This is a genomic window from Neisseria sicca (assembly GCF_014054945.1).
GTDB classification, from domain to species: domain Bacteria; phylum Pseudomonadota; class Gammaproteobacteria; order Burkholderiales; family Neisseriaceae; genus Neisseria; species Neisseria sicca.
The window spans coordinates 2,406,704-2,428,852 of record NZ_CP059566.1 but is presented as its reverse complement, the minus strand read 5'-3'; the positions used below and the strand labels follow the sequence as shown (position 1 = coordinate 2,428,852).

Genomic DNA, 22,149 nt, shown 5'->3' with positions numbered 1-22,149 from the left:
GTGAAAATAGGATTTTATGTCGTAGTATAGTGGATTAAATTTAAATCAGGACAAGGCGACGAAGCCGCAGACAGTACAGATAGTACGGAACCGATTCACTTGGTGCTTCAGCACCTTAGAGAATCGTTCTCTTTGAGCTAAGGCGAGGCAACGCCGTACTGGTTTAAAGTTAATCCACTATATTTTACGGGATTTCTACACTTCGGACTATGCTGCGGATACGAACGGCAGAATAATCGGACTGAAATGCACGGGCGGTTTTGTTAAGGAATTAACGGCTCGGCTTGCGCGGATGCGGGTTACATCAAGTTTCAGTGTTTTGCAACACCTTTTCCGATGGCGGTTTCAGACGACCTGCTATACAATGTTTTACGTTTGTTTTTAAGATAAATAAAGAGAGAAAATCATGCAACTGCATATCCTGAACAATCCCAAAGACGCGGCTCTGGCGGCAGACGCGGAATTTTTGAAACAATCTTTGTACAAACTCCTGCACGAAGAAGCCTCGCCTTTGGTGGTGGAAACGGTCAAACTGTTGTCCACTTCGGACGACAGCGCGGCTTTGATTGAGAAGGTTTTGCCGCAACTGGACGAACAACAAACCCACGACCTTACGCTTGCCTGCGGCCTGTTTGCGCAGATTCTGAATATCGCCGAAGACGTACACCACGAACGCCGCCGCCAAATCCACGAAGAGGCGGGACACGGCGGCGCGGAAGGCAGCCTGGCGGAAACGGTACGCAAACTCAAAGCGGCGAAAATCGGCGGCAAGGCGGTTCAAAAACAATTAAATACGACCAATGTTACCGCCGTTCTGACCGCGCACCCGACCGAAGTGCAACGCCAAACCGTGTTGAACTTCAACCGCCGCATCCGCGCCCTCCTGCCCCGCCGCGAACGCTGCACCCATGCCGACGCGCTGGCGGAATTGCGCCGCGAAATCGACACTATCTTATTGGGCTTATGGCAAACCAGCGAAACGCGCCACCACAAACTCAGCGTCAACGATGAAATCAACAACGGCGTATCCATCTTCCCGATGAGTTTCTTCGAGGCGCTGCCCAAACTCTACCGCAGCATGGAACGCGAGTTTCAGACGACCTATCCTGATGTGGACGTGCCCGACATCTTAAAAATCGGCGGCTGGATAGGCGGCGACCGCGACGGCAATCCGTTTGTCTCCGCCGAAACCCTGCGTTTTGCTTTCCGCCGCCATGCCGACGCCGTGTTCCGTTTTTACCGTGGCGAACTCGACAAACTCTACCGCGAGCTGCCGCTTTCCGTCCGCCGCGTCAAAGTCAACGACGACGTAATGGCGTTGTCCGACGAATCGCCCGACGAAGAAATCGCCCGCACCGAAGAGCCGTACCGCCGCGCCATCGCCTACATCATGGCGCGCGTGATGGGCAAAGCCCGCTCGCTCGGCTTGGGTATGGGCTGCAAATTCGGCTTCATGATGCCTTACGCCTCCGCGCAAGAGTTTTCAGACGACCTCCACAAGCTGCAACGCTCCCTGCGCGACAACGGCAGCGCGCTTTTGGGCGAAGGCAGGCTCGCCGACCTGATCCGCTCCGTGTCCGTGTTCGGCTTCCACATGATGCCGCTCGACTTGCGCCAACACGCGGAAAAACACGCCGATGTCGTCGCTGAACTCTTCAAACACGCCGGTTTGGAAGACTACGGCAGCCTTTCCGAAACGGAAAAACAAACCGTCCTGCTGCGCGAGCTGAAACACCAGCGGCCGCTGTCCAGCCCGTTCATCACTTACAGCGAACACACCCGCCGCGAAATGGCGATTTTCAACGAAGCGCGCAACATCAAAGACGAATTCGGTGAAAACGCCGTTACCCAAAGCATCATCTCCAACTGCGAACAGCCCAGCGACCTGCTCGCCCTCGCGCTGCTGCTTAAAGAAAGCGGTCTGTTGACAGTTGAAAACGGCAAACCGCAAAGCCGCATCAACATCGTCCCCCTCTTCGAAACCATCGAAGCCCTCGAAAACGCCTGCCCCGTCATGGAAACCATGTTCAGCAACGAATGGTACCGCGACCTGCTGCAAAGCCGCGACAACATTCAGGAAATCATGCTCGGCTATTCCGATTCCAATAAAGATGGCGGCTACGTGACCAGCTCTTGGTGTCTCTATCAGGCGGAATTGGGTTTGGTCGAACTCTTCAAAAAATACGATGTCCGTATGCGCCTCTTCCACGGCCGCGGCGGCAGCGTCGGACGCGGCGGCGGCCCGTCTTACCAAGCCATCCTCGCCCAACCGGCGGGCAGCGTTGCCGGACAAATCCGCATCACCGAGCAAGGCGAAGTCATCACCGCAAAATACGCCGACCCCGGCAACGCCGTGCGCAACCTCGAAACCCTCGTCGCCGCCACGCTCGAAGCCAGCCTGCTGCCCGATCAAAAAGACCCCGAACCCGCGCTCATGCAGGCATTGTCGGACGTATCGTTCAAATACTACCGCGAGCTGATTACCCACCCCGACTTCATCGACTATTTCCTGCAAACCAGCCCCATACAGGAAATCGCCACCCTCAACCTCGGCAGCCGCCCCGCCAGCCGCAAAACTTTGGCGCGGATACAGGATTTGCGCGCGATACCGTGGGTGTTCTCATGGATGCAAAACCGCCTGATGCTGCCCGCGTGGTACGGCTTCGGCAGCGCAGTGGAAAGCCTGTGCGAAGGCAAACCCGAAACCCTCGCCGCCCTGCGGGAACACGCGCAGCACAACCCCTTCTTCCAAGCCATGCTCTCCAATATGGAACAAGTCATGGCGAAAACCGACATCACCCTCGCCGAAAACTACGCCGGCTTGAGCGAATCGCCCGAAAAAGCCGCCGTCATCTTCGGCATGATTAAGGAAGAATACCAACGCAGCCGCAAAGCCCTGCTTGACCTTTTGCAAACCGACGAACTCTTGCGCGACAACCGCAGCCTCGCCCGTTCGCTCGCCCTGCGGATTCCGTACCTGAACGCGCTCAACGGCCTGCAAGTCGCCATGCTCAAACGCCTGCGCAAAGACCCGCACGACCCGCACACCCTCCTGATGGTGCACCTGACCATCAACGGCGTGGCACAAGGTTTGCGCAATACAGGTTAAGGCAGCACGAAAAAAGATAGTGTTTTGACCTGTCTATAATTTTTACAATTTCTTTACATTTTAATCAGGCGCAAATATCCCAACATACTGATTTTTCAGTATGTTGGTATTTTGCCGTCTCTCTACAAATAGCGTTTTTCTTCGAAATCGCTACCTGTCTTTATCAGGTGGTAGGCAATGACGGCCAGTTTCCGCATCAGGGCGACAATGATTTGTTTCGGCCTTTTGCCGTTGGTTTTGAGCCTGTTCACGAACGCGGCAAAGGTGCTGCTGCGGTATGCCTGCATTGCCGGCATATACAGGGCGGTTCTTATGTGGACGCTGCCGACCTTTGAAATCCGCTCTCTGCCGTTGACGCTTGTTCCCGACTGGTGGGTCTTGGGGTCTAATCCTAGATAGGCCGTCAACTGCTTTGCACTCTTAAACCGTTGGTGTGCGGCCAGCACGGCAAGCAGTGCATCGGCGGCGGCTTCGCCTACGCCCGTGATGGTTTGCAGCCGTCTGCGGTTCTGTTTATGGATCGGGTGGTCTTGGTAGAACTGTTTGATTTGGCCGTTTACTAATCTGATTTGGTCTTGCAGGTGTTCAATGTGTGCCTTCACGAGTTGGACAAGGTATTCAGGAACGGTCTGTATTTTAGTCTGCTCTGCGGCTTTCTGCCGCTTTAGCCGCTGGCGGTATTGGTTGAGTTCTTTCAGTTTGGTTTGTGCTTGGTCGGGCTGCTGCCACGGTCGGGGCTTCATGTCGCGGCAGTATCCTGCTATCAGCCTTGCGTCCAGTCGGTCGGTCTTCGACCTTTGCAGCTTGGCCGTGCCGTAGCCTTTTATCTTGCGCGGGTTCTCTACGCTTACGGTGTAGCTTTCGGCCAAAAACTCCGCTGCCGCCTGATAGTATTTGCCCGTTGCTTCGCAACAGCAATGTAGTGTTTCGTCTGCTTCGTGTTCTTGCAGCCATTCTTTCAGCTTCTGAAAGCCGTCTTGGCCGTTGTCAAACTTCCTTTCAAAAAAAAGGCTGTCTGAAATCAGACAGCAATCTAGTGTGCGTTTTGATACGTCTATGCCGAGATACATTTGTTTTGCCTTATGGATACGGGCTTGCCGCCCTAGATAGTGTACAAATTCGGTCGGTGAATCGCCCGCGCTTCAGTCTTTTTTGCGGTTTTTGCCGTGTCGTGCTTGGGAAGTCGCGGGCGGCGGTGCGGTTCATGAGGTCGCACCCTGCATTGTTCTGCCTTTAAAACAATCGGGGGTATGGCCTCAACGTGTTGAACGCTGTCCAAACCTGCTCTCCGAGGGCGTTCGCCACGTGGCAGGGGGTGGGGTAAAAAACACCCCACCCCTTTGCCTTAGCGTTTTTGGGTGGGTTAGCGTCAAGGGGTATCCATAAATAATTGTAAAGACGATAAAGCCATCTTTACAATTATTTACGGACATCCGCCCCTTGACTTGTGGGGAGGTGGGTGAGGGGTTAGGGGTTTTGGGTTAGTATGAATATCCAAAGCGCGATGATGGAGACAAGGGCTATTTTGAAAGGCCAACGCATACCTATTAAACCTTTCCAGCCTTTACGCTCATAAGTGGTTGCGACAAGAATACCCAAAAAGAATGATAATAAACAATTCATATCCCAACTTTCGCGCCCTGATTAGTCAGGGCTTTTTCGCTATATCCGTCATACATTAGATTTTGCTGACTTTCTCCGCCCATCGTCAGCACTTGGCCGCTTTCGGATTCGGCCTGCTTCGGCTCTTCCGCCGCCGTCTGCGTTTGTGCCGGTGCTTTATACGGATTGTATATGCCGTTTTTGACAAACTCAAGACATTGGGTTTTACTGAAACCTTTTATAGGTGTCCCCTGCTCGGTGTAGCAAGTACAGCGGTTTTCATTTTTGACGCAAGCAACTGGATAGGGCATGGTTTTAACTGCTTTGTTGAATTGGTCGTATATCGGCGCTGTATGGGGTTGGCCGTCTATGACGGGCTTGTAGTCTTGTTCGCTCAAGTGTGGCCGCTGCTGCTGCGTATTAGCCGCCTGCGCCTGCTGTTGCGGCTGGGGCGGGTATTGCCCCGCTGCTGCGCCCGCGTCCGCCGTCGGGGCGGCTGCCGCGTCCGCCGCTGCGGGTCTTGCCGCTTGCGCGGCAACGGGTGGCTTTTGCGGCTTTTCCGCCGTCATGTTCCGCCAGAAACTGTAAGCCGTCCACAAACCGCCGATGATGACGGCGAGTGCAATCGGGAAGACGTAAACGGTACGGCTCAACTTTGTGCGGATTTTTGTATGTTCTTCTGCGCTTTTGTAAACGCCGTAGGCTTTTTTGTCCAGCGTATAGACGCTTGTAACTGCGCCTGCTACGTCTGCTTTAGTTGTTGGATCGGCACACCGCTCCCATTCAAGCATTCTGCGGAAACCCATGTTTGTTTTGCTTATGTGGCAATGGTGGCCGACTAGGGCGCGGACGTTGCTGTCAAGCAAGCGGGGATGCTGCGTCAACAGAAAAATATCTATACCTTTGTGTCGGTGGGTTTCCAATTCTGATACGTGTTCGGGGACTTTAGAACCACTTGGGCGCGGCCTAAAAACGCGCTGGCATTCGTCTATCACAAGAATGGCCGACGGAGGTGCCCACTTGTACCAAGTTTGCATAGTTTCGCCGTCGGGTATGGGTAGGTTTGGGATGATTTCGCCTTTGACTTCGGGGATGCCGTCAAGATACAGCGGCCGACCTTGCAGGTCTTTGCGATTCATCAGGTCGGAAATCATTTTAAGGGTCTTGCCCGAACCTGGTACACCTGTAATCAGATAAATCATGGTTGTTCACTTTCTTTATTTTTTTGCGATGCCCGCCGAAAGTTTTGAAAAGGCTTTTATTGATTGGATAAATACGAATGTACCAAAAATCCAATTGAGCATTACGCCTATACCTAGGATATATGCAAGCTGCAAGGCGGTGTCAGGTATGCCCCCGATTTGATTTTGTACGGCTCTCATCAGATAGCCTTGCAACTCGTTAAGGCCTACGTAGGTTACAAACGACAAACCTAGGGCTGCTATGATGCGGCCTGCCACTGTCATTAATACGGCTGTTATCAGGTTTCCCCACATCTCAAAGTTCCTTTATCGCGTTATATGCAAACCAGCCGCACATTATGATTGTTCCGATTATTAAAATTGGTCGAATCATTCTTAAAGTTTGGCACAATCCGTCATAACTAAATTCAAGCGTTCCCATTGCGCCCATCTGCACCTGTACGGGGGCGGGGCATACGCCATCATTTTGGAATACGTCCAGCGGCTTCAGGCCGTTAAGGTCTATGGATTGTTCTGGTATACCGAGGTCTTCATATGCGGTATTTTCGCCCGTGCATTGGGGGGCGGCTGGGTTCTTTGTGCATAGGTCTTGGTTCTGCTGCTCGCCGCTTGGGTTTTGCGGTGTGGTCGGAGCGGTCGGGCTTGTAGGGCTGGTCGGCTCTGTCGGTGCGGCGGGTGTGGTCGGCGTTGTAGGGCTTGTTGGTGTTGTAGGCGTGGTCGGTGTGCTTGGTTTGTTGGGTATCAAAGCGGTTCGCGTTGGTGCTTGCGGGCTGTTCGGCACGAGGTCGGGACGGGGTATTACCGTTGTCGTAATGCTGCCGTCTCGGTTTATCGTGATTTGGGTCTGCTGCGGCATGTTCGAGCCTGTGGGAGTATAGGGGGCAGTGGTAGCCGTGGCTGGCGTGAACTCGGTCGATGTTGTAGAGTCCGGTACGACGTTCCCCATTTTTGCTAGCTGGTTCATCAGTTCTGCATGGTTGGTCTGTTGGTTTTCGAGCATACGCTTCAAAATGTCTTTAATGTCATTTTGATTTAGCGTCATTTCTTTAATTATCTTGTCTTGTTCAGCAGGGGTCTGACCTGTAACTTTTGCACGAGCAACCTGTAATTGTGCGTCATTTGTTATCGGGGTATAGACGTATCCTGCAACTTTGTCATAACCTTCAGGAAGGCTACCTTTATACCAACCATTACAATTTCCACCTGTACAATATCCCCAATTATATGAACCATTATATTTATCTATTACCCAAGCATAGCCTTCTATATTAAGTCTTGGTCTAACATTAGAACCTGAACCAATATCGACACGTCTCAAATATAGTTGGGAATAGCTACCGTCTTTGTTCTTCGAGGCTTCAGCAAGCATTTTCCCTGATGTCGTCCACCCTTCCGCCTGTTTTGCTGCGGAGGCCGCGCCTTCGGCGGCTTTTTTGGCGGCTGCGGCTGCAATTGCTCGTCCTAGGTCTCCGCTTTGTTCTGCTTGGGCTTGGGCGGTAGCGGCTTGTTGGGCGGCTTGTGCAAGTTGGCCTGATGAAGAATTAGGGCGTATACTTGTTTTATCCAAAAAATTATTAACTCCACTGCCAAAACCCGTAAAATCAAGTTTTGACAAACCTTCCAAAACTGCCCCAAATCCCTCTCTAGCCGCTCCACCCCAGTCTCCATTTTTGGCTTGTTTATAAGCTCTTGCGGCAAAATCTGAACCAATCGCACCACCTGCGGCAGTTAAACCTGCCAGCGTACCACCTGCTATAGATTCAATTTTGCCAGTACTAACCCGCTGCGTTACTTGCGTGTTAATCGTTGCTTTGTTTCCGTGCGCGTCCGTTACGGTTACACGCTGGTTTTGCGTTCCGGTGATTTGGCCGCCGCCGCTGCTTACGGTCGGTTTGCCCGTGGGGCGGCTCTCTACTTTCCAAATGCCTGTTTTTGGGTCGTATCCTTTCTGTCTCAATGCCTGCTCACTCGGAAAGCCCGCGTTTTGGTGTTGGGCGGGCGGTGGCAACGTGGCTTCTGCTAACGACGGAACAGGATTAAATGCAGCAATAATGCCAACAACATATAGGGTAACACTGCGATTAAAAATTCTGCTTCGGGTGTCATTTCTCATTTTCCTATCCTACGTCTTTGATTGCTCTTAAAATTACTGTTACCACCATTGCCGCCGCAACTGATGCGACTATAAAACCACCCATCATTCGGCCTGCTTCTGCGTATTCTCCAAATCGGCATTGCGGGAACGTGGGTTTTACGGGCTGCTCCTGATATGTCCACTTCGTGCCGTCAAAAACGGGGTGATGAAGCACCCCGTCTTTGTCTATCGTCGGCACGACTTGGGTCATCAGGACGTTTTGTGCTTCCTGTTCGGTCGCATAGCAGATTCTGCCTACCTGATAACCCATCGTCTTAGCTCGCCGAACGTGCGCCGCGTTTTGAAATGGCGATTGTGGCGAACGCTACGGCGATACCGATAGCAATCGCGCCGATGGCCAATACGCCCGCTTTCAAGCCAGACAATTCTTCTTTGGCGGTGTCCATCAAAGTTCCCTCAGCCAGTACCGGAGAGGACAGTACGGCAACGGTTGTTGCGGCCAGAGCGTATTTAGCTTTGTTTTTCAGTTTCATGAGATTCATGATTTTTTCCTTTAAGTGAGTTAAAAAAATGTTGTGGCCGTTTTTCGGGGTCTGATTCAGGGGAAACGGCCAAACCCTGAATTTCTGTTTTCTGTACGGCTGGCATTGCAAGCCGACGCCCCTGCGGTGCGGCGGCTTGCGGCTTCGCCTACCGTTCGTCAGAATAATAAACGTTGTCTTTGAATGCGCGTGGATATACTTCAAGGGTAACGATTTGGTCGCGCTTCCACGTCTGATATTTTTCAGGTTTCTTTGTGCGGACTTCGCAAAGCTGCGTGCCGTCTTCGTTTCGGACTAGCAGGCCAATATAGTGGACTTTGTTATATGTACCGTCTGCGTTTTTGCGCTCTTTGACAAAGGCTCGGTCAAATGACGCGGTTACAAAAAAGCCTTGTTTCGGGGTTTGATTTTCATTCATGCTGGTTACTCCATGTTTACGATGATTTCACGGTTTTTAAACGCCCATTTCGGGCTTAGGACAGACGACAATACGGTGTTGTAATTGTCTTGGGTAATGCTGGGCAGGGCTGGGCGGTGTTTCCATTCGGCCACGCGGTTAAGGTAGTCTTCTACCTGCTCAACCCACTTTTTTAGCTTGCGTCTCCACTCTTTCGAACCTTTTGATACAAAGGCAAAATTGCTGTTTGCGATTTTCCACATTGACTTTTTGTCCATGCTGGTACGCACGAGCCGATAGCCTTTGTCTTCCGGCAGGCGGCTGTTGATATGTTTGCTAATATACTTTGAAACATAGCGCGCCAATCCTTTGCTGTTGGTCTTGACGGGCAAAAGTTCTGTACGGCCAAAGCCATATTTGTGAACGTTTTCGCGGAGCAATGCCCACAGTTTGCGCAATGCGGGATTGGCGGAACTGTAACGGCCTGCGGCAATTTCGCGGAAATTCAGGCCGCGCCGTATATCGACACGGGTGTTTACAATCAGGTGGAAATGGATACGGCCTTTTTTTGTGCGTTCGTAAACGCAAACGTATTCTGGAAAGTGGCGTTTGAGAAAGTTTGTTCTCAAACTATGAAAACGGCGTTGCGCTTCTTTAGGGTCGGTTACGTCATCGGCAAAGGTCAGGGTTAAAAAGCCTACTTTGTTCAGGCCAAAGGCTTCAATGAACGCTTTGACGTTCATTTCTAGTGCGGTAGTGGATTTTTTGTAAGAAGTGGAAAACTCGTTCAGCGTGTCCGCTTTACGGTTTTCATGTTTTACATGCAACTGCTTAATTTCGCCGCTTTCAGCGGTCTCAATGCAGTTATTACTATATAGACAAGGAAGGTCGCGCTTCGCGCTCCCTTTAGCCGAACGGTTCATTGTTGCACCTCATTTCTCATAAGGTCGGCAACAACGAGTTTGCCGTAAATTTCGGCTTCGTCTGCTGCAATTTTGTATTTTTTGGAATTACGTACGGGGAAAACCTTTGTTTCAAGGCATTTGGTTTGCGTCTCTTCGTCTTCGGAAAAGACTTTCAGAATATAGGCGACAACTTGGCCTTTGAAATATTGCGGCGTTGTCGTGTAGAAATAGAAGTTTGACATTTTAGACCCCTCTCAAATATCGGTTAAAAATATTTGTCAAGGGGTTTCAAAGGATTTTTACACCGCCTTAACGGGGTGCAATATATAAGGTCGTCTGAAAACCGTTTCAGACGACCTTTAGACCAAGTGCAAAACCATAGCGCGTGCTTTATTTGCGAAAGCCCATACTGTTCTGCTGCATCACTGTGTTTACCGGGATATGGCAGCCGCTTCGGCGTTGCGGATGATCGACGTACTGACACACCTTAGCGCGGTATAGTGGATTAAATTTAAATCAGGACAAGGCGACGAAGCCGCAGACAGTACAGATAGTACGGAACCGATTCACTTGGTGCTTCAGCACCTTAGAGAATCGTTCTCTTTGAGCTAAGGCGAGGCAACGCCGTACTGGTTTAAAGTTAATTCACTATACTGCCCCATATCGCCGCACCATAACATTTCAGACGACCCCAATGTCGTCTGAAACACAAAAACAGCTTACGTCAAGGGAGTCATCATTATGTCTGACATTGTCTTTATATTGTTATTCGGCAGGCTTCAACCCCACAGGACAACCGACTCATCCGACTCGCCCGTCCCCTTTTGGCATTCGGCGGCAGGCTCGGCTTTGATTTATTTATGCATACGCATAGTGACAATCATCGTTCATGATTCGATTACCAAAGCCATTGACAGCCTCCCTTTCATTCTGTTTCAAACCATCTGCATGTTCGGCTGCTTGCTTTTGTATTTCAAAATGTTGCGTACCACACCCGACCCGAAACGCCGCCGGTTTATCTATTGGGGACTGGGCATTCTTTCAGGTATAGCCTTAACCCTACTGACCGAAAAATTGTTTTATTGGGCAAACTTATTTATTATGCATTGACTGGAGGGGCAACAGGCTGCCCCCCTCTTTTTTCAGACGACCCCGAGGTCGTCTGAAAACAAAAACATCTTACTCACAAGGAAATTATTTTATGATGTTACTCTTTGCATCCATCTTTTTTGACATTGCTTTGATATTGGCATTCGGCAGATTTCAAGCTGTGGGGACGCTGGATTCCCCCGACAAGCTCTATCCCATCTGGAAATGGGCGGTAGGCGCGGGCGTGCTTTACACACTGAAACCTGCAATAATCGCCTACGCCTCTTATTCATCTGTCTCCCTCTTCGGCTGTTTACTGATTTTCGCCATCTCATCCGCCACGTTCGCACTCTATTTCAAACTGCTGCGTGCCACCACTGACAAACCTACGCAGCACCGATCTATTTACTGGGGTGTCGGCATCGCTTCTGCATTTTTACTGTCTTTCGGTTTAGGCTATCTTGGCGCATTGATAAACCGCCTTCCGCAATAACCCTTTTCAGACGACCTTTTCCACACTTCCGCATACCATGCCGACCAAACCGCCCGCCTACCACATCACGCACAAAATCCGCCAAACCCGCCGCATTTCGCGTAAAAGCATTGCTTTTCTGTTCCTGCTGGCAGGTTCAGCACTGGTTGCGCTGACTGCCCTCCTGTTTGCCTGGATGGCGGATTTCGCGTTGGAAACGAATGCGGAGCTGGTGCAAAAATATCCTTGGTTTGCCTGGGTCGCCCTGCCCTTCGGGCTGCCGCTCATCGTCTGGATCACCCGCCGTTTCGCCCCCTACACCTCCGGCAGCGGCATCCCGCAAGTGCTCGCCAGCCTCGCCCTGCCCTACGGCGCCAACAAAACCCGCCTGATCCGCCTCCGCGAAACCCTCCTCAAAATCCCGCTGACTTTCCTCGCCATGTGCGCAGGCGCATCCGTCGGGCGTGAAGGGCCGTCCGTCCAAGTCGGCGCGGCAGTCATGAGCGCGTGGGGCGCATGGTGCAAAAAACACGGCTTCGCCTTTCGCGGCATGCAGGAAAACGATCTTATCGCCGCAGGCGCGGCAGGCGGTCTAGCCGCCGCGTTCAACGCCCCGCTGGCAGGCGTGATTTTCGCCATCGAAGAACTCGGGCGCGAAGTCATGCTGCGTTGGGAGCGGCAAATCCTGCTCGGCGTCCTCGCCGCCGGTTTCATCCAAGTCGCCATACAAGGCAACAACCCCTATTTCTCAGGCTTCAGCGGCGGCGCGCTCGACAATATGCTCGGCTGGGTATTGGGCTGCGGACTCGCGTGCGGCATCGCAGGCGGACTGTTCGGGCGCACCCTGTATCTCGGCGCCACCGCCTTCGCCCCCGCCAAATGGCGCGAACACATCCGCCGCCACCCCCTGATTACCGCCGCCCTCATCGGCATCCTGCTCGCCGCCATCGGCACACTTTACCAAGGCAAAACCTACGGCACAGGTTACCACGAAGCCGCCCAAGCCCTGCGCGGCATCCACGAAGCCCCCGCCGGACTCGCCGTCGCCAAATGGTTCTCCACCGTCCTGAGCTACTGGGCAGGCACGCCCGGCGGCATCTTCACCCCCTCCCTGACCATAGGCGCAGTCTTGGGCGAACGCATCGCCGTCCTCACCGGACTCGCCCAAGGCACCCACGTCCTCGTCCTCCTCTGCATGGCAGCCTTCCTTGCCGGCGCCACCCAATCCCCGCTCACCTCCGCCGTCGTCGTGATGGAAATGACCGGCGGACAAAACCTCCTCTTTTGGCTGCTCATCGCCTGCATCTTCGCCTCACAAGTCTCCCGCCAATTCTCCCCCCGCCCCTTCTACCACGCCGCAGGCACACGCTTCAAACGACAGGTGGAACAAAGCGGACAGAAGTGAAGCCTGATATTGCCGATGTGGGAAGGTGTAGGAAAGGTCGTCTGAAATGTTTAGCGATTCGTGGGCGAAGCCCACGCTACAAAGTTTGTTGGCAACACAATTGCCGTAGCGTGGACTCTGTCCACGAAAATGATTGAAAACAAAAGTCGTCTGAAAACCCGAACATCAAGTTTTCAGACGACCTTCTTAAGGTATAGGGATTCACTTACCCCGGCAATCAAGCCAAGAAAAAACCCTCGGTAGAACCGAGGGTTTGAAAATTTGGTTGCGGGAGCAGGATTCGAACCTACGACCTTCGGGTTATGAGCCCGACGAGCTACCATGCTGCTCCATCCCGCGTCAGAAAGTAGAACTATACAGACACTTGGAAACGCTGTCAAGCTATTTGTCACCCAATTTTAGCAATTCATTAACCATTCAAATTCAAAACGGTAAAATCAATTCCAACAACCTTATGATTTCAAATAGTTTAAACCAAAATTCGACCCATCAGTGTTAATCAAAACCCCATCGTAAACCGTCCAATCTCAAAAAGCCTTCAAACATGGTTGCCCCCGTTTTTTGTCTTTTCAATGCTGATACGAAACTTATCTCATAATACCTAACGGATTGTAAAACACACTGAAATAGAGATCTTCAAAGATATCCTGATCGTTTGAGTTTTGCTGATACTGCCCAAGCCCTATTAAGCCGGCAGCCCATATCAGACAAACCATGATTGCCAACCTGACAATCAGACGCTGTTTGTGCGGCATAAGGCTACACAGCCAATCTGCACATAAAAGCATACCCGACATCACCCAAACCACATATCCCCAACCAAATACACCGGGTAACACAAATATCGACCCCGGTATCATCAAGATTAACATTAAACAGGGGAACAAATATAAGGTTTCTTTATCATCCTTCAATCTGATATATAAAACAAAAAAAATCACATTGGCAAATGTAGGCCAGCTCGCCGGATACCAAAAAACAGTCAAACCTGTCATCCAAATTACCAAACCTATCGCTCCGCCTACAGCGGGCAAACACAAGGATAAAATGAACAGTATGAGCGCCACCCTTCTTAAAGATTTTCTCAAACCTATGTGATAGTCGAGTGGCAGTAGCTTGCCCTGCATATTATTTCCTTATACGATAAATGGCACTAATCAAAGGTCGTCTGAAACCTTGTTTTAGAGTTTCAGTCGACCTTTTGCCTTTACTTCAATCCAATGATTTTATTTCTTGGCTCTAAAGCCCAGCAGATGTTGCGTGGTGGCAAGCCATGCGCCGAAGACGCCTAGGGCGATGACGAAGCCAAACACCAGCGAAACTTCACTGAAATGGAAGAAACGCCAGCCGATATTGAGTCCGTAGGGTTTGAAGATGGCATCGACCAACGGGCGCACGGCGGAGAGCAGCCAACCGCACAGCCCCAAGCTGACGGCGGCGGAGAAGATACTCTGCCACATGGCTTGATAGAGGAAGGGGCGGCGGATGAACGATGCGGGCGCGCCGAGCAGCTTGGTGATTTCGATTTCTTCTTTGCGGCTGAGGATTTGCAGACGGATGGTGTTGTGCGCGACAAGGACGAACGCCATGCCCAGCGTCAGTGAAAGAAACCATAAAATTTTGCGGATGAACTCGTTGATTTGATACAGCGTTTGCACCCATTCGGTGTCCATGGTGGCGGATTCGACCATGGGCAGCTTGACCATATCCTGATAAATCGCCTGCATTTGTGCGGGCGGTGTAGCGGGATCGGGCGTTACGATAAATGCGTCGGGCAAGGGGTTGCCGTCGAGCATGGAAACGAGGTTTTGATCGAGGTTGGATTGCAGCTCTTCCAAGCCTTCCTGCTTGCTGATGAAACGGATTTTGTTGAGGCGGGCATCACGTTCCAACAGATTGCGGACGGTATCGCTGTCAGCTTTGGAGGCGTCGGTTTCCATATAGAGCGTGATTTGCGGCGACTCGTTGAGCTTGCCTAAAACGCTTTGCCCGCTTTGGATGGCCAAATACATGAAAAGCGGCAGGGTCATGGCGACGGCGAGCATCAGCAGGGTGAGCAGCGTGCCGACGGGCTGGCGCAGGAGCTGTTTGAGCGCAGTGCGCGCAGATTCGACGTGCAGCGAGACGTAGTGAATGATGCTCATGCGAGTCGTCCTTTCGAGAGGCGCAGGATGCGGTGGCCGTAGTCTGCCATGAGGGTTTCGTCATGGGCGGCGACGATGACGGTGGTTCCTGCTTCGTGGAAGGTTTTGAACAATTCCATGATGTCGAGCGCGTAGGCGCGGTCGAGGTTGGCGGAGGGTTCGTCGGCAATCAGGAGGCTGGGTTGGTGGACGACGGCGCGGGCGATACACAAGCGTTGCTGTTCGCCGCCTGAGAGGGTCACGGGATCGTCCAATTCGCGGCCTTTCAAGCCGACTTTTTCAATGGCGATGCGGGCGCGTTCTTCGGCTTTGCGCGGCTGATAACCGATAATCCGCAGCGGCAGGATGACGTTTTGCAGGACGTTGCGGTCATAGAGGATTTTGTGGTCTTGGAACACGATGCCGATATGTTGGCGCATGAAGCCGATTTGGTTGTCGCTCAATTCGCCCAAGTCTTGGTTGTTGAACCACACTTTGCCTTTGCTGGGTTTGGTAATACCGGAAATCAGCTTGAGGATAGTGGACTTGCCGGAGCCGGAATGGCCGGCGATAAATATCATTTCGCCTTTTTTGATTTGGAAGCTGACGTTTTTCAGGGCTTCAAAACCGCCGGGATAGGTTTTGGAAACTTGTTCGAAACGGATCATAAGGTATTCCTGGAAAGGGGTCAGAACAAACTTATCCACAACTAATCCACAAAAGGATGCGCTATCGGAGATAGGTCGTCTGAAAAATAGGATATGTGCCGAATTATAAAGATTTCGGCGTTTTTTTGATAGTTTGCTCAGATATGGACGGCGGTAGGCAAAGCGTCGGACTGACGGCTTTACAACACAATATTACAGGCGTGATTGTCGCCACCATTTTATAGTGAATTAACTTTAAACCAGTACGGCGTTGCCTCGCCTTAGCTCAAAGAGAACGATTCTCTAAGGTGCTGAAGCACCAAGTGAATCGGTTCCGTACTATCTTGTACTGTCTGCGGCTTCGTCGCCTTGTCCTGATTTAAAGTTAATCCACTATATTCAACCGTATTTATCCACAAATCCCCTAAAACAGAGAGGTCGTCTGAAAATTTTCAGACGACCCCTGCACACAACGAACGCCAAAAACCGCGTATCCGACTGAATGGCAGATACGCGGTTTGAGATTTGAAACACATCTTCGGGGCTTGCTTCCTAACCGTTCAGACAATGCAAAGTGCAAGCTTAATTGATGTCCAAACGTTCCATACGGTAGCGCATGGAGCGGAAGCTGATGCCCAAAAGCTTGGCTGCCTGAGTGCGGTTGTAACGGGTTTGCTGCAACGCTTGTTCGATAATGCCGCGCTCGATTTGGTCAAGGTAATCTTGAATCTGCATGGTGCGCGGGTCAAACGGAGGAAGCGGTTGGTGATCCAACGTTTCACCTTTTCGTGTTTCGGAATCGGCGATGTCGTCAAGACCGAGGTTTGGATGGTCGTTTTTGGGGGCCGTCGTGTTTTGGATTTGTAAATCATCCAACTGGATAACTTGTCCGACAGTCAGGGCGACGGCGCGTTCGAGGATGTTTTCGAGTTCGCGGAAGTTGCCGGGATAGCTGTAATGCAGCAGGGCTTCTTGCGCTTTGGGACTGAGTTTGTAGGTTTGCGTACCGTGGCGGTGTTTATAGAGCAGGTACAGAATCAGCGCCCCCAAGTCTTCACGCATTTCGCGCAGGGGCGGCATATGCAGGGTAACGACGTTGAGGCGGTAATATAAGTCTTGACGGAATGCACCGCTGTCAACAAGGGCTTCGAGGTTTTTGTGGGTGGCGCAGATGATGCGGACATCGACGAAAGTTTCGCGGGCATCACCGATGCGGCGCACAGCTTTTTCTTGGATGGCGCGCAGGAGTTTGACTTGCATGGCTAGCGGCAAGTCGGCAACTTCGTCGAGGAACAGCGTGCCGCCGTCGGCATGCTGGAAGAAGCCGAGACGGTCTTGGTCGGCGCCGGTAAAGCTGCCTTTCTTGTAGCCGAAGAATTCGCTTTCCATCAGGTTTTCAGGAATTGCGCCGCAGTTGACGGCGATAAAGGGCTTGTCGGCGCGATCGGACAATTCGTGGATGGTACGCGCAGCCTGTTCTTTACCGGTACCCGATTCGCCGGAAATATAAACGGGCACGCCGCTGCGGGCGAGGCGGCGGATCAGGTGGCGGACTTCGACCATTTGGGGCGAACTGCCGAGCAGCCGCGGCATATCTTCTTCGCCGCCCAATTCGGGCACGTCTTCGTTCGCACGCATGGCGATTTCGCCGGTGGCAAAGCGTTCTTTCATGGAACGCAGGCTTTCGGGCACGGAGACAGAACCGCTCAAGTCGCGTTTGGGCGGTTTGGGCGGGGTTTTAGGCTTGTTGAATGCGGCTGCGACGGGCGCGGACGGTTTTTCAGTCGGCGGCTGGGCAATTTCATCGGTGCTGTTGGAAACAGAGACGGCGGATTTAACCAACGAGCGAAGTTGGGAAAGGGTAATCGGCTTTTGCAGGTAGTCGAACGCGCCCGCATTAAGGGCTTCGACCGCCTGATCGGCATTACCGAAGGCGGTAATGACGGCGACAGGGGTGTCGAGCATGAGTTCGTCTATGTATTGGACGACTTCGAGGCCGGAGCCGTCGGGCATCCGCATATCGGTCAAGACGAGGGAATAGTCGTTGTTGTCGAGCTTGTCTTTGGCATCTTCTACGCCGACGGCGGTCTGCACGCGCAACCCCATCTTCATCAGCGTCATTTCCATCAAGTCACGGATGTCGGCCTCGTCGTCGACGACCAATACTGGGTCTTGCAGCTTACTCATTGTGTTCTCTCGGTAAAATCAGTTCGAATCCGTTCATTTCGGGGTGGTAATGGAGTTGACCCATATTGGCGTGTGCCAGTTCGCGGGCAACGTACAATCCCAATCCCGTACCCTGTTTTTCAGTGGTGTAGAACGGCTCAAAGAGATGGTTGCGGACTTCGGGCGAAATGCCTTTGCCGTTATCGGCAACGACGATGGAAATGTGCATTCTGCCGCTGGGACGGATCAGGACGGTAATCGCATTCTCGTCCTGACGGCTGTGCCTCCATGCGTTATTGCAGAGGTTCCACATGATTTGTTGGATGTGCATCACATCAGCGAGGACGGTAAGGTTGTTGCCGTCCATGTTCATGCGCAGGCAGCCGATGGCTTCGGAATTGTTGAGTGTGAACTCTTGTTTGAAGTCGAGCCAGAATTTCATCAGGTTAATCGGCTCGCGGCTGATGTTGTCGCGTTTGTTGAGCAGGGAGATGTCTTCCAACATTTTGTCGATGCGCTGGATGTTGCTGTCGATGATGCCGCAAAGCTTGGCCTTAACGGGATCGGGTTCAGCATCGTCATCACTTTCTTGCAGCAAATCGCTGGCGTGACGGATGGCGGACATCGGATTGCGGATTTCGTGGGCGAGGTTCGCGGTAAGCTGTCCGAGCGAAGTGAGCTTGGTAGACATAGCCTCTGCCGCGACTTCGCGCAGCGAACGGACATACAGCATGAGCAGTTCCGTCTGTTCCTGAATCAGCGGGACGGCGCGGACGTGCATGGCGTGTTGGAAGATGTGGATATCGGTTTCAAACGGTTTGTCGGGATGATATTGCCAGCGTGTAACCAATTCGCCGAACACGACTTCCTGCTGGTCAACCACCAAACCGGGGAAATAGGTTTTTGCCTGTTTGTTGAAAAGCCAGACGCGCTGGGTACTGTCGATGACGATAACGGCTTCCTGCACGCGGTTGAGAACGAGGCGGTTCAACCCGCTGATGCGGCGGTAGGCAAGCTGATGGCGGCTGGCAGATTCGGTCGCCTGCTCCAGATAGCGGGCAGCGAACGAAGTCAGCATGGCGACAAGGTAACACGCGCCGCAGAGCAGGACCGTAGTAATCAGGGGTTGTGTATCCCAATCAAACGGATGCAGGCGGATGCTGCCGTCGAGCAGCAGATTGAAGAAGAACAGCATAGACGCGTAGCCCGCGTACAGCATGGGATAATGCCCGTAGCTGAGGAGGCAGGACGTCGCGACGAAAGGAAGGACAAGGATGCCGAAGCCCGAATCGACTCCGCCAGCGATATACACCAGTATCATCATCATCGAAATATCGACGACTGCGCTGGCATTGGGCAAATCCAAAGTCTGCCATTGCCAGTCCGGACGGGCGACGGATAACAAGATGAGGAAAGAATACAGCGCTGCCCAGCTGTAAAATTCGACGGGGGGGAATGACATGCCGATATGGGTGCCATTACTGTAAACGCCGAAAGCATGCATGACCAACAGCGGCAGCACGATGGCAATGCGGGCAATATTGATTAAACCGGGTATCCGCTCGCTCAGGTTTCCCAGTTCCTGAAAGCCGGACTTACTCATATCCGCAACCCTTTTTGTTTATTTTTATCATTATTAGTACCTGTTTTTGAAATCGTTCTGCAATATTTCCGCAGACGGTCGTAAATATTTTTTTAATTTTGTCAGCATAACATAAAACGACCGTGTTTTCTAGGTTTTCAATGTGTTATCGTTTCCTCTGTTGCTTATTCGGAAGCTGCGGATAAGGTTTTCAGACGACCTGAGATGTCCAAAACCTTCCCTTTTTTGCCGCGTTTGCCCTCGATATCGCAAATGCGCAATTTTTCCTGATGCGCCGCACCGCGCTTGCCGACGGTTTCAACGATGAATTCCGCAGCCGTGGTTACGAGAACGTGTTCCAGCGATGCGCCTTCGGTCAGCGACATCAACTGCAAACCGCGCCCTTTGGGCATGACTTTGAGTTCGCCGATGGAAAACGCCAAGAGGCGGTGGTCACTGCTGGCCAGTACGATTTTGCAGTCGGGGTTGATGAGCGAGGAGGCATAAACCGCAATCGGCGGCAGGACGGTTTCGCCGCTGTCCACAGTCATCACCACTTTGCCCGCTTTCACGCGTCCGACCATATCGCCCAGCTTGGTGATAAAGCCGTAGCCGCCGCTGCCTGAGAGCAGGTAGTGCTGTTCGGGCTGTCCGGTGAGCATGGCGACGGGTTTCGCGCCGTTTTGCAGCTCGATTAACGATGAAACCGGCACGCCGTCGCCGCGTCCGCCTGGGATTTCGGCGGCATCGAGCGTGTAGGTTCTGCCCAATGAATCGAGGATGACAACGGGTAAAACAGTGCGGCCTTCAAGGGTTTGCTTGAGGCGGTCGCCTTCTTTGAATGCGGTTTGGCTCAAATCAAGGTTGTGTCCGGCCCGGCTGCGTATCCACCCTTTTTCCGACAGAATCAGCGTGATGGGTTCGTCGGCGGTGGTTTGCGTCAGCACGGCGCGTCCGGCTTCTTCCACCAGCGTGCGGCGCGCGTCGCCGAACTGCTTCATGTCCGCCTGCATCTCTTTGATAATCAGCTTGCGTTTTTCGTTTTCATCGCCCAAAAGGATATTCAGACGACCTTGTTCTTCGCGCAATTCGTTCAATTCTTTTTCGAGTTTGAAACCTTCCAAACGCGCCAACTGGCGCAGGCGGATTTCCAAAATATCTTCGGCCTGGATTTCGGTCAGCCCGAACGCCGCCATCAAATCGGTTTTCGGGTCGTCTGATTCGCGGATGACTTTAATCACTTCGTCAATGTGCAGAAAGACTTTCAAACGACCTTCAAGGATGTGCAGCCGTTTTTCCACTTGGTTCAAACGGAATTTCAGACGACGTGTTACGGTCACGACGCGGAAATCCAGCCATTCCTGCAAAATCGTTTTCAGGTTTTTCTGCGCGGGGCGGTTGTCCAGTCCCATCATCACCAAGTTCATGGACACATTGCCTTCCAGCGAAGTCTGCGCCATCAGGGTGTTGATGAAGGTATCCGTATCGATGCGGCTGGATTTCGGCTCGAACACCAGGCGCACGGGATGTTCGCCGTCGGACTCGTCGCGCACGCGGTCGATTAAATCCAACATCAGCTTTTTGGTGTTGAGCTGGTCTTGGTTGAGCTGCTTTTTGCCCGCTTTCGGTTTCGGGTTGGTTTGTTCTTCGATTTCGGCAAGGATTTTGGCGGAATTGGCGTTCGGCGGCAGCTCGGTCACAATCACGCGCCATTGTCCGCGCGCCAGCTTCTCGATTTCGTAACGCGCACGCACGCGCACGCTGCCCTTGCCGGTTTCGTAAATCCGGCGCAATTCGTCCGCCGGCGTGATGATTTGACCGCCGCCGGCAAAATCAGGCGCGGGGATGTATTGCATCAGGTCGGCAGTTTCCAGCGTCGGCTTCTTCAACAGCGCAATCGCCGCCTGCGTGACTTCGTTCAAATTGTGCGACGGAATTTCAGTCGCCATGCCCACCGCGATGCCTGACGCACCGTTGAGCAATACCATAGGCAGGCGGGCGGGTAGGTGCAGCGGTTCGTCAAACGCGCCGTCGTAGTTCGGCACGAAATCCACCGTTCCCTGATTGATTTCGGACAACAGCAATTCCGCAATCGGCGTGAGCCGCGCTTCGGTGTAACGCATCGCCGCCGCCCCGTCGCCGTCGCGCGAACCGAAGTTGCCGATGCCGTCGATTAAGGGGTAGCGCAAAGTAAAATCCTGCGCCATCCGCACCATCGCTTCATAGGCGGAACTGTCGCCGTGCGGGTGGTATTTACCCAAAATCTCGCCGACCACGCGCGCCGATTTCACCGGCTTCGCCCCCGCCGTCAACCCCATATCGCGCATGGCAAACAAAATGCGCCGCTGCACGGGCTTCTGGCCGTCTGAAACTTCAGGCAGCGCGCGGCCTTTGACCACGCTCATAGCGTATTCGAGATAGGCGCGTTCGGCGTACTGACCCAAAAGAAGGTAGTCTTCGCCGACGGGGGATGGGACGGAAACGTGTTCGTTCATAAGGAAGCTGGAATGAAAGATAAAGGAAGGTATTGTAAAGGATAGCGAATGAAAATAAAAATGTCGGGGCATGGTTTCGCCGCGTATCTTTTTATAGTGGATTAAATTTAAATCAGGACAAGGCGACGAAGCCGCAGACAGTACTGATAGTACGGAACCGATTCACTTGGTGCTTCAGCACCTTAGAGAATCGTTCTCTTTGAGCTAAGACGAGGCAACGCCGTATTGGTTTAAAGTTAAGCCACTATATTTTGAATGGAATTGCTGACAATCTAAATGGATTTGAGGTCGTCTGAAATGTTTTCAGACGACCTCTAT

General features: G+C 52.4%; 18 protein-coding genes and 1 tRNA gene. 3 read left to right on the top strand and 16 right to left on the bottom strand.

What is annotated here, in order from left to right; translation table 11 throughout:
- Positions 1 to 406: 406 nt before the first annotated feature.
- Positions 407 to 3,109 (top strand): phosphoenolpyruvate carboxylase, encoded by a 2,703-nt coding sequence (gene ppc, locus H3L95_RS11560; protein ID WP_003760477.1) that lies wholly within the window; start codon positions 407 to 409, stop codon positions 3,107 to 3,109.
- A gap of 122 nt (positions 3,110 to 3,231) precedes the next feature.
- On the opposite strand, the gene H3L95_RS11555 is transcribed toward ppc, so the two are convergent.
- The 9 genes from H3L95_RS11555 to H3L95_RS11515 form a co-directional block, all read right to left on the bottom strand.
- Positions 3,232 to 4,179, bottom strand: a complete 948-nt coding sequence (locus tag H3L95_RS11555; RefSeq protein WP_003760479.1) for an IS110 family RNA-guided transposase — start codon at positions 4,177 to 4,179, stop codon at positions 3,232 to 3,234.
- Positions 4,180 to 4,728: 549 nt separating this feature from the next.
- Positions 4,729 to 5,913 carry a zonular occludens toxin domain-containing protein gene (locus tag H3L95_RS11550; protein WP_182096162.1) on the bottom strand — a complete coding sequence of 395 codons (1,185 nt, stop codon included), beginning with the start codon at positions 5,911 to 5,913 and terminating at the stop codon, positions 4,729 to 4,731.
- Positions 5,914 to 5,928: 15 nt separating this feature from the next.
- Positions 5,929 to 6,207, bottom strand: coding sequence for a DUF2523 family protein (locus H3L95_RS11545; RefSeq protein ID WP_003758721.1), 279 nt, complete (start codon positions 6,205 to 6,207; stop codon positions 5,929 to 5,931).
- A gap of 1 nt (position 6,208) precedes the next feature.
- Positions 6,209 to 8,026, bottom strand: a complete 1,818-nt coding sequence (locus H3L95_RS11540; protein WP_003758724.1) for a virulence factor TspB C-terminal domain-related protein — start codon at positions 8,024 to 8,026, stop codon at positions 6,209 to 6,211.
- A 4-nt stretch (positions 8,027 to 8,030) separates the two neighbouring features.
- Positions 8,031 to 8,318 (bottom strand): hypothetical protein, encoded by a 288-nt coding sequence (locus H3L95_RS11535; protein ID WP_003758726.1) that lies wholly within the window; start codon positions 8,316 to 8,318, stop codon positions 8,031 to 8,033.
- A 4-nt stretch (positions 8,319 to 8,322) separates the two neighbouring features.
- Positions 8,323 to 8,550, bottom strand: coding sequence for a hypothetical protein (locus tag H3L95_RS11530; protein WP_310649210.1), 228 nt, complete (start codon positions 8,548 to 8,550; stop codon positions 8,323 to 8,325).
- A gap of 148 nt (positions 8,551 to 8,698) precedes the next feature.
- The gene (locus H3L95_RS11525) at positions 8,699 to 8,968 is read right to left on the bottom strand and encodes a hypothetical protein (RefSeq protein WP_003758729.1); all 270 of its coding nucleotides are present in this window, start codon (positions 8,966 to 8,968) and stop codon (positions 8,699 to 8,701) included.
- 5 nt (positions 8,969 to 8,973) lie between these two features.
- Positions 8,974 to 9,870, bottom strand: a complete 897-nt coding sequence (locus H3L95_RS11520) for a rolling circle replication-associated protein (protein WP_003758730.1) — start codon at positions 9,868 to 9,870, stop codon at positions 8,974 to 8,976.
- Positions 9,867 to 10,094 carry a hypothetical protein gene (locus H3L95_RS11515; RefSeq protein ID WP_003758733.1) on the bottom strand — a complete coding sequence of 76 codons (228 nt, stop codon included), beginning with the start codon at positions 10,092 to 10,094 and terminating at the stop codon, positions 9,867 to 9,869. The genes H3L95_RS11520 and H3L95_RS11515 overlap by 4 nt, the downstream gene beginning before the upstream one ends.
- Positions 10,095 to 11,053: 959 nt before the next feature.
- Between H3L95_RS11515 and H3L95_RS11510 the strand changes: the two genes are divergently transcribed.
- Both H3L95_RS11510 and H3L95_RS11505 read left to right on the top strand, forming a co-directional pair.
- Entirely contained in the window at positions 11,054 to 11,434 is a 381-nt protein-coding gene (locus tag H3L95_RS11510; protein ID WP_003758740.1) for a hypothetical protein, read from the top strand.
- A gap of 37 nt (positions 11,435 to 11,471) precedes the next feature.
- Positions 11,472 to 12,818, top strand: a complete 1,347-nt coding sequence (locus tag H3L95_RS11505; protein WP_070774498.1) for a chloride channel protein — start codon at positions 11,472 to 11,474, stop codon at positions 12,816 to 12,818.
- A 262-nt stretch (positions 12,819 to 13,080) separates the two neighbouring features.
- On the opposite strand, the gene H3L95_RS11500 is transcribed toward H3L95_RS11505, so the two are convergent.
- From H3L95_RS11500 to parC, 7 genes are all read right to left on the bottom strand, one after another.
- A tRNA-Met gene (locus H3L95_RS11500) sits at positions 13,081 to 13,157 on the bottom strand.
- Between the two features lie 248 nt (positions 13,158 to 13,405).
- Complete coding sequence (locus tag H3L95_RS11495; RefSeq protein ID WP_003758746.1) at positions 13,406 to 13,945, bottom strand: hypothetical protein; 540 nt, start codon at positions 13,943 to 13,945, stop codon at positions 13,406 to 13,408.
- A gap of 99 nt (positions 13,946 to 14,044) precedes the next feature.
- Positions 14,045 to 14,962 carry a permease-like cell division protein FtsX gene (gene ftsX / locus H3L95_RS11490; RefSeq protein ID WP_003758748.1) on the bottom strand — a complete coding sequence of 306 codons (918 nt, stop codon included), beginning with the start codon at positions 14,960 to 14,962 and terminating at the stop codon, positions 14,045 to 14,047.
- Complete coding sequence (ftsE, locus tag H3L95_RS11485) at positions 14,959 to 15,609, bottom strand: cell division ATP-binding protein FtsE (RefSeq protein WP_003765335.1); 651 nt, start codon at positions 15,607 to 15,609, stop codon at positions 14,959 to 14,961. The genes ftsX and ftsE overlap by 4 nt, the downstream gene beginning before the upstream one ends.
- Positions 15,610 to 16,170: 561 nt before the next feature.
- Entirely contained in the window at positions 16,171 to 17,775 is a 1,605-nt protein-coding gene (locus H3L95_RS11480; RefSeq protein ID WP_003758755.1) for a sigma-54-dependent transcriptional regulator, read from the bottom strand.
- Positions 17,768 to 19,357 carry a sensor histidine kinase gene (locus tag H3L95_RS11475; protein WP_003765319.1) on the bottom strand — a complete coding sequence of 530 codons (1,590 nt, stop codon included), beginning with the start codon at positions 19,355 to 19,357 and terminating at the stop codon, positions 17,768 to 17,770. The genes H3L95_RS11480 and H3L95_RS11475 overlap by 8 nt, the downstream gene beginning before the upstream one ends.
- Positions 19,358 to 19,521: 164 nt before the next feature.
- A complete protein-coding gene (gene parC, locus H3L95_RS11470) occupies positions 19,522 to 21,831 on the bottom strand; it encodes a DNA topoisomerase IV subunit A (RefSeq protein WP_003758760.1) in 2,310 nt (769 codons plus the stop codon).
- Between the last annotated feature and the right edge of the window lie 318 nt (positions 21,832 to 22,149).

Bases quoted from the DNA above. Each gene is read 5' to 3' on its own strand.
- ppc (WP_003760477.1), top strand. From the start codon at position 407: ATGCAACTGCATATCCTGAACAATCCCAAAGACGCGGCTCTGGCGGCA.
- H3L95_RS11555 (WP_003760479.1), bottom strand. From the start codon at position 4,179: ATGTATCTCGGCATAGACGTATCAAAACGCACACTAGATTGCTGTCTG.
- H3L95_RS11550 (WP_182096162.1), bottom strand. From the start codon at position 5,913: ATGATTTATCTGATTACAGGTGTACCAGGTTCGGGCAAGACCCTTAAA.
- H3L95_RS11545 (WP_003758721.1), bottom strand. From the start codon at position 6,207: ATGTGGGGAAACCTGATAACAGCCGTATTAATGACAGTGGCAGGCCGC.
- H3L95_RS11540 (WP_003758724.1), bottom strand. From the start codon at position 8,026: ATGAGAAATGACACCCGAAGCAGAATTTTTAATCGCAGTGTTACCCTA.
- H3L95_RS11535 (WP_003758726.1), bottom strand. From the start codon at position 8,318: ATGGGTTATCAGGTAGGCAGAATCTGCTATGCGACCGAACAGGAAGCA.
- H3L95_RS11530 (WP_310649210.1), bottom strand. From the start codon at position 8,550: ATGAATCTCATGAAACTGAAAAACAAAGCTAAATACGCTCTGGCCGCA.
- H3L95_RS11525 (WP_003758729.1), bottom strand. From the start codon at position 8,968: ATGAATGAAAATCAAACCCCGAAACAAGGCTTTTTTGTAACCGCGTCA.
- H3L95_RS11520 (WP_003758730.1), bottom strand. From the start codon at position 9,870: ATGAACCGTTCGGCTAAAGGGAGCGCGAAGCGCGACCTTCCTTGTCTA.
- H3L95_RS11515 (WP_003758733.1), bottom strand. From the start codon at position 10,094: ATGTCAAACTTCTATTTCTACACGACAACGCCGCAATATTTCAAAGGC.
- H3L95_RS11510 (WP_003758740.1), top strand. From the start codon at position 11,054: ATGATGTTACTCTTTGCATCCATCTTTTTTGACATTGCTTTGATATTG.
- H3L95_RS11505 (WP_070774498.1), top strand. From the start codon at position 11,472: ATGCCGACCAAACCGCCCGCCTACCACATCACGCACAAAATCCGCCAA.
- H3L95_RS11495 (WP_003758746.1), bottom strand. From the start codon at position 13,945: ATGCAGGGCAAGCTACTGCCACTCGACTATCACATAGGTTTGAGAAAA.
- ftsX (WP_003758748.1), bottom strand. From the start codon at position 14,962: ATGAGCATCATTCACTACGTCTCGCTGCACGTCGAATCTGCGCGCACT.
- ftsE (WP_003765335.1), bottom strand. From the start codon at position 15,609: ATGATCCGTTTCGAACAAGTTTCCAAAACCTATCCCGGCGGTTTTGAA.
- H3L95_RS11480 (WP_003758755.1), bottom strand. From the start codon at position 17,775: ATGAGTAAGCTGCAAGACCCAGTATTGGTCGTCGACGACGAGGCCGAC.
- H3L95_RS11475 (WP_003765319.1), bottom strand. From the start codon at position 19,357: ATGAGTAAGTCCGGCTTTCAGGAACTGGGAAACCTGAGCGAGCGGATA.
- parC (WP_003758760.1), bottom strand. From the start codon at position 21,831: ATGAACGAACACGTTTCCGTCCCATCCCCCGTCGGCGAAGACTACCTT.